We start from the raw sequence: 11,985 nt of genomic DNA, 5'->3' as shown, positions 1-11,985 counted from the left end.
ATAAAAATAAGGAGATGTCCAAAAAAACATTTTGAAACATCATCCTCTTATTATATAAGGTGCTACTATTGTCAATCCTTGTCGAATTGTTTATATAATTTCATTTACTATGGTATTGATTCAAAAAAGAAAATAAAAAAGAGGTCATCTCGTCAAAAAGCCTGACTTATGAGACATCCTCCTCTTTTAAATTCTCTTATATATGCAGTTCTTCCCATTCTGCCATACAAGCTTCAAGCAGTTCTTGCAGTGTTTGTTTTTTAGTTGTAATTTCACTAGCCTTTTCATAATCTGCATATATTTCTGGTAAGCAAAGCTGATCTTCTAATGTAGCAATTTCTTCTTCTAAGCCTACGATATTTTGTTCCAGTTCTTCAATTTTTCGAGTGCGTTGACGTTCTAACTGTTTACGTTCTTTTTCTTCGAGATAATTTAATTTTTCTTGTGCCACCACTTTTTGAACAGGTACTTCATCTTCTTGCTGCTCAAATTCCGCACGTTCAATCATTTCATTTTTCTTTTCAACGTAATAATCGTAATCACCTAAATATTCTTGTGCACCTTCTGTTGATAACTCAACAACCGTTGTCGTTACGCGATTAATGAAGTAGCGGTCATGAGAGACGAATAGAAGAGTACCTGGGTAATCAATTAAAGCATTCTCCAAAATCTCTTTACTATTTAAATCAAGATGGTTTGTTGGCTCATCAAGAATTAATAAATTGGATTTTTGCATCATAAGTTTTGCAAGAGCTAGTCGAGCCTTTTGTCCACCACTAAGAGAAGATACTGGTTTTAATACATCATCCCCTGTGAATAAAAAGTTGCCTAGTATAGTGCGAATTTCTTTTTCAGGTTGCAGGGGATATTCATCCCATAGTTCATTTAAAACTCGTTTCGAAGATGTTAAATTGGCTTGTTCTTGATCATAATAACCAACAGATACATTTGATCCAAAAGCAACGTTTCCATGTAATAGCTGTAACTTATTCACAATGGATTTTAATAATGTAGATTTTCCAATTCCGTTCGGCCCAACTAAGGCAACACTATCACCACGAGTTAAGCGCATATTTACATGTTCAATAATCGGTTCCTGTTCATAGCCAATAGTTACATCTTTTACTTGTAAAACATCATTTCCACTTTGTTTTTCAATATCGAAGTGGAAGGAAGCTGATTTAGAATCGCCTAATGGTCTAGTTAATACGTCCATTCTGTCTAATTGTTTACGGCGACTTTGAGCACGTTTTGTCGTAGATGCGCGAGCTATATTTTTTTGCACAAAGTCTTCCAGTTTAGCGATTTCATCTTGTTGTTTTTCATAACGCTTCATCTCTTGCTCGTATAGAGCTGATTTTAAGTCTAAATATTTACTGTAGTTACCAACAAATCGTCGGCTTTCCTTATTAGAAATTTCGTATACTTGTGTAACGAGTTTATCTAAGAAATAACGGTCATGGGAAACGATTAAAATCGCACCAGGATAGCCTTGTAAGTATTGTTCAAGCCATGTTAGTGTCTCAATGTCCAAATGGTTTGTAGGTTCGTCTAAAATAAGTAAGTCTGGTCTAGTTAATAATAATTTCCCAAGAGCTAATCGAGTCTTTTGTCCACCACTTAATGTAGAAATTGTCGTCTGGTGCGTTTCAACAGGGAAGCCAAGACCGCTTAAAATCGAGCGTATATCCGCTTCGTACTGATAGCCGCCTTGATCTTTATAATCTAATTGTAATTGGTCATAATCAGCTAATAATTTCTCGTATATAGTCGCATTTGAAAAGTTTTCTTCTTTTCCCATCTCTTGCTCTAGCCTTCGAAGTTTTGTCTCCATCTGCTGCAAGTGTGTAAAGACGGTTAACATTTCATCCCAAATTGTTAAAGACGTTTCTAATCCGGTATTTTGAGCTAAATACCCCATTGAGACATCTTTCGGCTTTATAATTTCACCACCATCATGAGATAACTCACCAGCTATTATTTTTAATAATGTAGATTTTCCGGCTCCATTTCGTCCGACTAATGCGATACGATCTTTTGTTTGAACTTCCAATTTTATGTTTGCAAGAATCGTTTCTGCACCGTATAATTTCGAAAGCCCATTCACTTGTAATAATATCAATGTTTTCACCTCAAATAATTTCTTAACTTTGCCATGTTTATATTTCTCAATCATACTAAAAATAGTGTATAGTTTAAAATAAAGAGAGAATACTTCTTCTTTTTATTATACAAGGAAATTCATGAGTACTAAACTTCTGTATTTGATTCAAGTATAAGAATAAAGATAGGAAGAGAGGAGAGGTTATATGGATCAGCAAAAAATTCCACAGGCCACTGCCAAACGATTGCCTCTATACTATCGATTTATCCAAAACTTATCTCTTTCTGGTAAGCAACGTGTTTCATCAGCCGAATTGAGTGAAGCGGTAAAGGTTGATTCCGCAACTATTCGAAGAGATTTTTCATATTTTGGAGCGTTAGGGAAAAAAGGATATGGATATAACGTAAATTATTTATTATCATTTTTCCGTGAAACACTCGACCAAGATGATATAACACGTGTAGCACTTATTGGAGTAGGTAATTTAGGGACCGCTTTCTTACATTATAATTTCACGAAAAACAATAATACAAAAATTGAAATGGCATTTGATGTTAGTGAAGAGAAAGTTGGAACAGAAATCGGAGGAATTCCTGTATATCATTTGGATGAATTAGAAGAACGTTTATCAACTGATATACAAGTGGCAATATTAACGGTACCCGCTACAGTAGCGCAATCTGTGGCAGATAGATTGGCAGAAACGGACGTGCATGGTATTTTAAATTTCACACCAGCACGCTTAAATGTGTCAGAGAATATAAGAATTCATCACATTGATTTAGCTGTAGAGTTACAAACGCTTGTTTACTTTTTGAAGAATTATCCACAATAAAACGCAGAGGAGATGACCTCTGCGTTTTATTATTGTTTTTTCTTTGTGAATTTGACTAAGATAAGGCGAAGTGCCAAATTAAAATCAATTGTTGCCATAACTGCAAATAGTATTGTCCACATATTCCAGATTGTATCTGTTACGTTCGTAATAGCGAAGCGTGTAAAGATACATCCAAGAAGAAAGTATAATGCAGCCATGAACAATGGTGAGTTTCTCATACTAAAAATCCTCCGATAAAGCCTTGCATTTTTTCAGCTTCTTTAATCATTTCTTGAATTTGCTCATTACTTACTACAACTTGAGCGACTGCAACTAATGTATTCATTGCAACATGAGCTGCAATAGGAACGATAATTCGTTTCGTTTTTACGTATAAAAAGGCGAATACGAGCCCCATTGAAGTGTATACCAATAAGTGAGTAAAATCAAAATGAATCGCCGCGAATACAAGTGAACTAATAATAGCGGCAATAAAGAAGTTAAACTTCTTATAAAGTGTACCGAATAAAATTTTTCTAAATACGATTTCTTCCAAAATAGGTCCTATTATAGATATGACGATAAGGAACCAAGGTGTCGTTCTTGCGATGTCCATAAGTCTTGCTGTATTTTCAGATCCCGGTGTAATCCCTAATAAACGCATTTCGATCATACCGGCAATGCTTTGTGAGAACAGTGCTAAGAAGAAACCAATAAAAATCCACCCAATTGTAGCTGGAACAGTAGAGCGCATTTTATCTAAATGCCTGTCACGAATGTCTGTTCTGAGTAACCAAAGTACAACGCATAATGCAATGAAAAAGCTAATGATAGCCCAATGACCAGTTATGAGCTGAATTTTTTCCTCTCTAGTAAATCCCCTATTATCGTATAGTCCAGTTTTCAGGAGAAGCGGTAACCCGGCAATGCCTGATAACTGCATTAAAATGTATGTAACGATAATCCACCAATATTGTTTTTTCAAATGGTTTAACCATCCTTTCTAACGCTAGTGTATGAGATAAGGTAGGATAACATGTAAATATGCTACCTACGATATAAACTTTCATTTGAATTATATTTTTTTTGTAAATAAGTATTTGAAAATAAAATAGGAGACAGGAAAAAGTTGTACGTTTAGCGAAAACAACTTAGGGTGTCTTTCATATTGTAACATACAAGAAGTGGGAACAACGATTCATATAGTAAAGGCAGTAGAAGAAGTAATGCTATATAGGAAAGTGTATAAAGTAATTTGCGAAAAAATTATGATTTTTTTACTTGCAAAAAAAATTGAGATTATTTATTATTAGAAGTGTGTTAGCACTCGTGTGACTTGAGTGCTAATAAATAAAATTTACATAACAAAATGAGGAGGTTATTGTTCATGCTAAAGCCATTAGGTGATCGCGTTGTAATTGAACTTGTTCAAGCAGAAGAAAAAACAGCAAGTGGTATTGTATTACCAGACACTGCAAAAGAAAAACCACAAGAGGGTAAAGTTATTGCAGTAGGTACTGGCCGAGTGCTTGAAAATGGAGAGCGTGTTGCTTTAGAGGTAGCAGCAGGTGATCTTATCATCTTCTCAAAATATGCAGGTACTGAAGTGAAATACGAAGGTACAGACTACTTGATTTTACGTGAAAGTGACATTTTAGCAATTATCGGTTAATTATATACATTTAAAAATTCAAGGGGGTCAATTATTATGGCAAAAGATATTAAATTTAGTGAAGAAGCACGTCGTTCGATGCTTCGCGGTGTCGACACTCTTGCAAACGCAGTAAAAGTAACGCTTGGACCAAAAGGTCGTAACGTTGTACTTGAGAAAAAATTCGGTTCACCACTTATTACAAATGACGGTGTAACAATTGCAAAAGAAATCGAATTAGAAGATGCATTCGAAAACATGGGTGCGAAATTAGTAGCAGAAGTTGCTAGCAAAACAAACGATGTAGCTGGTGACGGAACGACAACTGCAACTGTATTAGCGCAAGCTATGATTCGTGAAGGTTTAAAAAACGTAACAGCTGGTGCAAACCCAATGGGTCTTCGTAAAGGTATCGAAAAAGCTGTTACTGCTGCAATTGGAGAATTAAAAGCGATTTCTAAACCAATCGAAGGTAAATCTTCTATCGCGCAAGTAGCTGCTATTTCTGCGGCTGACGAAGAAGTTGGTCAATTAATCGCTGAAGCAATGGAGCGCGTTGGTAACGACGGCGTTATTACTTTAGAAGAATCTAAAGGATTCACAACAGAATTAGACGTAGTAGAAGGTATGCAATTTGATCGTGGATATGCATCTCCTTACATGATTACTGATTCTGACAAAATGGAAGCAGTTCTTGATAACCCATATATCTTAATTACTGATAAGAAGATTTCTAACATCCAAGAAATCTTACCAGTATTAGAGCAAGTGGTACAACAAGGTAAACCACTTCTTATCATTGCTGAAGATGTAGAAGGCGAAGCGTTAGCTACATTAGTAGTGAACAAACTTCGTGGTACATTCAATGTAGTAGCTGTTAAAGCTCCTGGATTTGGTGACCGTCGTAAAGCAATGCTAGAAGATATCGCAATCTTAACTGGTGGCGAAGTAATTACTGAAGAACTAGGACGTGACTTAAAATCTGCTACAGTGGAATCTTTAGGACGCGCTGGTAAAATTGTTGTAACGAAAGAAAACACAACTGTAGTTGAAGGTATTGGAAATTCACAACAAATCGAAGCTCGCATCGGTCAAATCCGCGCGCAATTAGAAGAAACTACTTCTGAATTCGATCGTGAAAAATTACAAGAGCGTCTTGCAAAACTTGCGGGCGGCGTAGCAGTAATTAAAGTAGGTGCAGCAACTGAAACTGAGTTAAAAGAGCGCAAACTTCGCATTGAAGATGCACTTAACTCAACTCGTGCAGCAGTAGAAGAAGGTATCGTTGCAGGTGGTGGTACTTCACTTATGAACGTATACACAAAAGTAGCTTCTATCGTAGCTGAAGGCGACGAAGCAACAGGTATCAACATCGTACTTCGCGCACTAGAAGAGCCAGTTCGTCAAATCGCAATCAACGCTGGTCTAGAAGGATCTGTAGTTGTAGAGCGTCTAAAAGGCGAAAAAGTAGGCGTTGGTTTCAACGCAGCTACTGGCGAATGGGTTAACATGCTTGAGTCTGGTATCGTAGATCCAGCTAAAGTAACTCGTTCTGCACTTCAAAACGCAGCATCTGTTGCAGCTATGTTCTTAACGACTGAAGCTGTAGTTGCTGACAAGCCAGAACCAGCTGGTGCTGCTGGAATGCCTGACATGGGCGGCATGGGCATGGGCGGTATGGGCGGAATGATGTAATTCCGTTTGCCCGAAAAACATCCACTTTTATATAGAAGTGGATGTTTTTTTGTGTTTTTGAGCGCAGGAAATTAATTTCTGTAGAATTTTGTCGCTTTCTCTCTTGACCATATTGATACTTCATTGTTAGAATCTAGGAAGATAATATAAAACGATCCTTCATATATCCTCAATGATATGGTTTGAGAGTCTCTACCGGGTTACCGTAAACAACCTGACTATGAAGGCAGTGTGTCTTATATTTATAAAGAGCGGAGACTATCTTTCTTTATAAAGCCAGACCCCTGCCTTTTCTTTGTTATGAGACTAGAGGCGGAGGACTGGCTTTTTTTATTATATTAGTAATGCTTTTCGCCAAATTGGTGAAAATATTTATATACGAGAACTAACGTTGGGGTGATTATTTTGAAGAAGCAGCATGATACAATTATCGTTTTAGATTTTGGGAGTCAGTACAATCAGTTAATAGCACGTCGAATTCGTGAGTTCGGTGTATACAGTGAACTTCATCCGCATACAATTACTGCAGAAGAAATTAAAGCAATGAATCCAAAAGGGATCATTTTCTCTGGTGGACCAAATAGTGTATATGGTGAAGGTGCATTACATTGTGATGAAAAAATCTTTGAATTAGGTCTACCGATCTTCGGTATTTGTTACGGTATGCAACTTATGACGCAACAGTTCGGTGGTAAAGTAGAACGTGCAAACCACCGTGAGTATGGAAAAGCTGTTCTTAAAGTAGAGAACGAATCAAAATTATATACGAACCTTCCAGAAGAGCAAGTTGTATGGATGAGCCATGGTGACTTAGTAACTGGTTTACCTGAAGGATTCGTAGTAGATGCAACAAGTGAGTCTTGTCCAATTGCTGGTATGAGCAATGAAGCGAAAAACTTATACGGTGTACAATTCCACCCAGAAGTACGTCACTCTGAGCACGGTAACGATTTAATTAAAAACTTCGTATTCGGCGTATGTGGTTGTTCTGAAGGATGGAACATGGAGAACTTTATTGAAGTAGAATTAGAGAAGATCCGTGAAACTGTTGGAGACAAAAAAGTACTATGCGCACTTAGTGGCGGTGTAGATTCTTCTGTTGTAGCAGTATTAATTCATAAAGCAATCGGTGATCAACTAACATGTATTTTCGTGGACCACGGTTTACTTCGTAAAGATGAAGCAGAAGGTGTTATGAAAACATTTAGCGAAGGCTTCCATATGAACGTTATTAAAGTGGATGCAAAAGAACGCTTCATGAACAAGTTAAAAGGTGTAGAAGATCCAGAACAAAAACGTAAAATCATTGGTAATGAATTCATTTACGTATTTGATGATGAAGCTTCTAAATTACAAGGAATGGACTTCCTAGCGCAAGGTACACTTTACACAGACATCGTTGAAAGTGGTACAGCAACTGCACAAACAATTAAGTCTCACCATAACGTTGGTGGACTTCCAGAAGACATGCAGTTCAAATTAATTGAGCCTTTAAACACTTTATTTAAAGACGAAGTACGTGTATTAGGATCAGAACTAGGAATTCCTGATGAAATCGTATGGCGTCAACCGTTCCCAGGTCCAGGACTTGGTATTCGTGTATTAGGTGAAATTACAGAAGAGAAATTAGAAATCGTTCGTGAATCTGATGCGATTTTACGTGAAGAAATTATAAAAGCAGGATTAGACCGCGAAGTTTGGCAATACTTCACTGCGCTTCCTGGTATGCGTAGTGTAGGTGTTATGGGTGACGAGCGTACTTACGATTACACAGTAGGTATCCGTGCAGTAACATCTATCGACGGTATGACAGCTGACTGGGCACGTATCCCTTGGGATGTATTAGAGAAAATCTCTGTACGTATCGTAAACGAAGTAAAACACGTTAACCGTATCGTGTATGATATAACGAGTAAGCCACCAGCAACTATCGAGTGGGAATAGTATTGTAATAAAAAAGATCCATCTATCGTTTATGTATAGATGGATCTTTTTGTTTTTCTTCTTAATACGAACGAAAATATAAAAGTTTATAAAAATGTTCGTTTTTAAATTGACAAAAGCCCATCATCGAGTTAATATGAGTATGTAATTCAAACGAAAAGTGAATATTATGCCGTCGTATAATATCGGGGATATGGCCCGAAAGTTTCTACCTAGCTACCGTAAATGGCTTGACTACGAGGCGTTTGTATAAAGATAAGGGGAAACTTGTCTTTGTTTATAGAACGCTTCCATGTATATGCAATGGAAGCCTTTTTTATTTTTCGAGATAAAAGAGGGCTAGGGTGAAATACGGCGAGTAATCATATAACGGGGGAAACGTAAGATGAAACGCTATTTTCAGTTTGATGAACTCGGCACAAATTATAAAACAGAGTTCATAGCAGGTTTAACGACATTTCTATCTATGGCTTACGTACTATTTGTCAATCCTGCTACGCTGTCGCTTGGGAATGTTAAAGGATTACCGGCAGGTACAGGAATGGATCCAGGTGCAGTATTCGTTGCTACAGCATTAGCAGCGGCGATTGGTTCGTTAATTATGGGGATATTTGCGAAGTATCCGATTGCTTTAGCGCCAGGTATGGGAATAAACGCGTTCTTTGCTTATACAGCGGTGTTAACGATGGGAATTCCGTGGCAAACGGCGATTGCTGGAACATTAATGTCAGGTATTATCTTTATTATTCTTACTGCTTCAGGTATTCGTGAAAAAATCATTAATGCAATTCCAGTAGAGTTAAAGTTTGCAGTAGCGGCGGGTATCGGATTATTCATTGCCTTCCTTGGATTCCAAAATGCCGGAATTATCGTGAAAAATGATGCTGTTCTTGTTGGATTGGGGGATTTAACAAAGGGCACAACGTTACTAGCAATCTTCGGAGTTGTTACTACAATCATCTTCATGATTAAGAAAGTCAATGGTGCAGTATTTTACGGTATGATTCTTACAGCAATCTTAGGAGTAGCAACGGGATTAATTGATACTCCGAAAGCTGTAGTAGGAGCAATACCGAGTCTAGAACCGACGTTCGGTATGGCGTTAACTCACTTTGGAGATATTTTCACTGTTCAAATGGCGATTGTTATTATAACGTTCTTCTTTATCGATTTCTTTGATACAGCAGGTACGCTTGTAGCCGTTGCAAATCAAGCGGGATTAATGAAGAACAATAAATTACCACGTGCAGGAAAAGCTTTATTCGCAGATGCAATTGCAACTGTAATCGGTGCGATTTTAGGTACATCAACAACAACGTCTTATATTGAATCTTCTGCAGGGGTAGCAGCGGGTGGACGTTCTGGATTTACAGCAGTTGTAACAGCAGGGTTCTTCTTGCTAGCGCTATTCTTCTCACCACTATTAAGTGTTGTGACACCAGCTGTAACAGCACCAGCATTAATTATTGTAGGGATCTTGATGGTTTCATCTTTAGGCGAAATTGATTGGAAGAAATTCGAGATTGCAGTACCAGCATTCTTTACTATCATTTCAATGCCACTTACGTATAGTATCGCAACAGGAATTGCAATCGGTTTTATCTTCTATCCAATTACAATGGTTGTGAGTGGTCGTCGTAAAGAGATTCATCCAATTATGTATGTTATGGGAGTTTTATTCGTACTATATTTTATCTACGTTCGTAAATAAAAGGGGTTTTTTGAAAGGTCTAGACTTAAGGGGAGTCTAGACCTTTTTTGCGTCTTCAGAAAATCTTAAGGATTTCCGAGCGTTTTTCTTCAGAAGTTTTCTTATAATAGAAGTTAGGGATTAAAAACTGATGGGGGAGATATTATGGCTGGGGAAACAATACTTGTCGTAGATGATGAAAAAGAAATTAGGAATCTTATTACAATTTATTTAAAGAACGAAGGATATAAAGTACTGCAAGCAGGGGACGGAGAAGAAGGATTACGTATATTAGAAGAAAATGAAGTGCACTTAGTTGTATTAGATATTATGATGCCGAAAGTAGATGGTATTCATATGTGTATGAAAGTAAGGGAGGCGAAAGAGATGCCAATTATTATGCTTTCGGCAAAAACGCAGGACATGGATAAAATTTTAGGATTAACAACAGGTGCAGATGATTATGTAACGAAACCATTTAATCCGTTAGAGCTAATCGCAAGAATTAAATCGCAGCTACGTCGCTATATGAAAATGAATGGTTTTGCTATTCAAGATGAGGACGAGCTAGAAATAGGTGATATGAAAATTAACATCTCGACCCATAAAGTCATTGTAGAGGGAGAAGAAGTCAAACTAACTCCAAGGGAATTCTCAATTTTAGAATTGCTAGCTCGTAATCCAGGTATGGTCTTTAGCGCTGAGCAAATTTATGAAAAGGTTTGGAACGAAAGATCTTTCCAGTCTGATAACACTGTAATGGTACATATTCGGAAAGTGCGTGAAAAGATCGAGGAGAATCCGAGGAAGCCAAGATATATAAAAACGGTATGGGGAGTGGGGTATAAGATTGAAAAAGATATTTAGCCCTTTTACTTATGTGTATAAGAAAACTAGAAGGTTAGCTAAAAAGGTAGTACAGAGTGTGAAGCGGAGTATAAGAATTCAACTTATTACTGCGTTTACTGCATGTGCGTTATTAGGTCTCTTTGTATCAACGAAGATAGTAGCACCTATTTTTGAGGATGCTAGTCGACATGCTGAGATTAATTATAAAGATGGTATGGAGCAAATTAATCGTAAAGCTCAAAGTACAGCGGAAATGATGGTTGATGAAAATAAGTTAGATGCTGTGCGAAATATGATAGAACTAGAAAATGAAAACTTAGCGCAGGGGCATGATGCTTTTAAAATATTAGTTACCGATGAAAATGGTAAGGTTCTGTATAAAACGAAGCAGGCGCAAGAAGAGCAAATCAATTTGCATAACACAATTCGTAATGCGACTTCATTTGCTATCAATTATTCGAATAATAATGATATTGAAAGATCAAGAAAAGAGTTTATTACATTTTCACCTATTACAATTGAAGGTAAGAACTTATATATGTTTGTGAGCGGAATTCCTCAAGGGGAGGTAGTCTATTATAAAGTGGAAGGACCGTTTCCATTTCTAATAGGTGTACTCGTATTCATTTTCTCTTTCTTCTATATAACAAAGAGAAAGATGAAGCAGATTGAAGCGATGGCGCAAGGGGTAAAGGAAATAGAAAGAGGGAACTTAGCTTATCGTATTGAGAAGAAAGGTGAGGATGAGATCGCTGCACTAACTGAGAATATTAACAATATGGCAGAAGAGCTTATGAATAATATAGAAAAGGAACGTAAATTAGAAAAGCAAAAGAACGAGCTTATTACGAATGTATCTCATGATTTACGTACACCACTTACTTCTATTATGGGTTACTTGAGATTACTTCGAGACTCTAAATATGAAAATAAAGAACAACATGATGAATATACGAGAATTGCTTTTGTAAAGTCGGAGCAGTTAAAGAATTTAATAGAAGATTTATTTGAGTATACGAAGTTAACAAATGAGCAAGTTGTATTAGAAAAACAAGAAGTATGTATAAATGAGTTACTTGAGCAATTAATAGAAGAGTTAGTACCACAGGCGGAAGAGCATGGGCTTGCGTTTGTTAAGAGATTTCCTGAGGAACGTGCATATGCATCGATTGATTCGGAAAAGATGGTTCGTGTATTTGATAATTTACTAATGAATGCGATTAAGTATAGTAAAG

At 36.9% G+C, this 11,985-nt stretch carries 10 protein-coding genes and 2 riboswitches (1 of these 12 running past the window's edge); of the genes, 7 read left to right on the top strand and 3 right to left on the bottom strand.

The window, feature by feature from the left end:
• Window positions 1–196: 196 nt before the first annotated feature.
• Window positions 197–2,122, bottom strand: a complete 1,926-nt coding sequence (locus QCI75_RS25290; protein WP_353761573.1) for an ABC-F family ATP-binding cassette domain-containing protein — start codon at window positions 2,120–2,122, stop codon at window positions 197–199.
• Window positions 2,123–2,309: 187 nt separating this feature from the next.
• Here QCI75_RS25290 and QCI75_RS25285 point away from each other — a divergent pair, with 187 nt between their 5' ends.
• Window positions 2,310–2,939, top strand: a complete 630-nt coding sequence (locus tag QCI75_RS25285) for a redox-sensing transcriptional repressor Rex (protein ID WP_002113443.1) — start codon at window positions 2,310–2,312, stop codon at window positions 2,937–2,939.
• A gap of 29 nt (window positions 2,940–2,968) precedes the next feature.
• On the opposite strand, the gene QCI75_RS25280 is transcribed toward QCI75_RS25285, so the two are convergent.
• A complete protein-coding gene (locus QCI75_RS25280; protein WP_001246201.1) occupies window positions 2,969–3,160 on the bottom strand; it encodes a YdiK family protein in 192 nt (63 codons plus the stop codon).
• Window positions 3,157–3,906: a CPBP family intramembrane glutamic endopeptidase gene (locus QCI75_RS25275; protein WP_002113444.1), complete on the bottom strand. Its 750-nt coding sequence runs from the start codon at window positions 3,904–3,906 to the stop codon at window positions 3,157–3,159. The genes QCI75_RS25280 and QCI75_RS25275 overlap by 4 nt, the downstream gene beginning before the upstream one ends.
• Window positions 3,907–4,308: 402 nt before the next feature.
• Between QCI75_RS25275 and groES the strand changes: the two genes are divergently transcribed.
• The 6 genes from groES to QCI75_RS25245 form a co-directional block, all read left to right on the top strand.
• Window positions 4,309–4,593 carry a co-chaperone GroES gene (gene groES / locus QCI75_RS25270; protein ID WP_000917305.1) on the top strand — a complete coding sequence of 95 codons (285 nt, stop codon included), beginning with the start codon at window positions 4,309–4,311 and terminating at the stop codon, window positions 4,591–4,593.
• A 36-nt stretch (window positions 4,594–4,629) separates the two neighbouring features.
• A complete protein-coding gene (gene groL / locus QCI75_RS25265; RefSeq protein ID WP_144507738.1) occupies window positions 4,630–6,267 on the top strand; it encodes a chaperonin GroEL in 1,638 nt (545 codons plus the stop codon).
• 139 nt (window positions 6,268–6,406) lie between these two features.
• A riboswitch (purine riboswitch) is annotated at window positions 6,407–6,508 on the top strand.
• 164 nt (window positions 6,509–6,672) lie between these two features.
• The gene (gene guaA / locus QCI75_RS25260; RefSeq protein ID WP_144507736.1) at window positions 6,673–8,211 is read left to right on the top strand and encodes a glutamine-hydrolyzing GMP synthase; all 1,539 of its coding nucleotides are present in this window, start codon (window positions 6,673–6,675) and stop codon (window positions 8,209–8,211) included.
• Window positions 8,212–8,366: 155 nt separating this feature from the next.
• A riboswitch (purine riboswitch) is annotated at window positions 8,367–8,468 on the top strand.
• 128 nt (window positions 8,469–8,596) lie between these two features.
• Window positions 8,597–9,922, top strand: coding sequence for an NCS2 family permease (locus tag QCI75_RS25255; RefSeq protein WP_098780136.1), 1,326 nt, complete (start codon window positions 8,597–8,599; stop codon window positions 9,920–9,922).
• A gap of 144 nt (window positions 9,923–10,066) precedes the next feature.
• The gene (locus QCI75_RS25250; protein ID WP_144507734.1) at window positions 10,067–10,768 is read left to right on the top strand and encodes a response regulator transcription factor; all 702 of its coding nucleotides are present in this window, start codon (window positions 10,067–10,069) and stop codon (window positions 10,766–10,768) included.
• On the top strand, window positions 10,752–11,985 hold the 5' portion of the coding sequence (locus QCI75_RS25245; protein WP_144507732.1) for a sensor histidine kinase. It continues 275 nt past the right edge of the window; only the first 1,234 of its 1,509 coding nucleotides appear in the window; it begins with the start codon at window positions 10,752–10,754; its stop codon lies off the right edge, out of view. Before QCI75_RS25250 ends, QCI75_RS25245 begins: the two co-directional genes overlap by 17 nt.

The organism is Bacillus cereus group sp. RP43 (assembly GCF_040459645.1).
Lineage (GTDB): Bacteria > Bacillota > Bacilli > Bacillales > Bacillaceae_G > Bacillus_A > Bacillus_A mycoides_C.
This window is presented reverse-complemented; position numbering and strand designations above follow the sequence as displayed.

Excerpts from the sequence above, each read along its gene's own strand:
- QCI75_RS25250 (WP_144507734.1), top strand. The coding sequence starts at position 10,067 with ATGGCTGGGGAAACAATACTTGTCGTAGATGATGAAAAAGAAATTAGG.
- groL (WP_144507738.1), top strand. The coding sequence starts at position 4,630 with ATGGCAAAAGATATTAAATTTAGTGAAGAAGCACGTCGTTCGATGCTT.
- QCI75_RS25280 (WP_001246201.1), bottom strand. The coding sequence starts at position 3,160 with ATGAGAAACTCACCATTGTTCATGGCTGCATTATACTTTCTTCTTGGA.
- groES (WP_000917305.1), top strand. The coding sequence starts at position 4,309 with ATGCTAAAGCCATTAGGTGATCGCGTTGTAATTGAACTTGTTCAAGCA.
- QCI75_RS25285 (WP_002113443.1), top strand. The coding sequence starts at position 2,310 with ATGGATCAGCAAAAAATTCCACAGGCCACTGCCAAACGATTGCCTCTA.
- QCI75_RS25255 (WP_098780136.1), top strand. The coding sequence starts at position 8,597 with ATGAAACGCTATTTTCAGTTTGATGAACTCGGCACAAATTATAAAACA.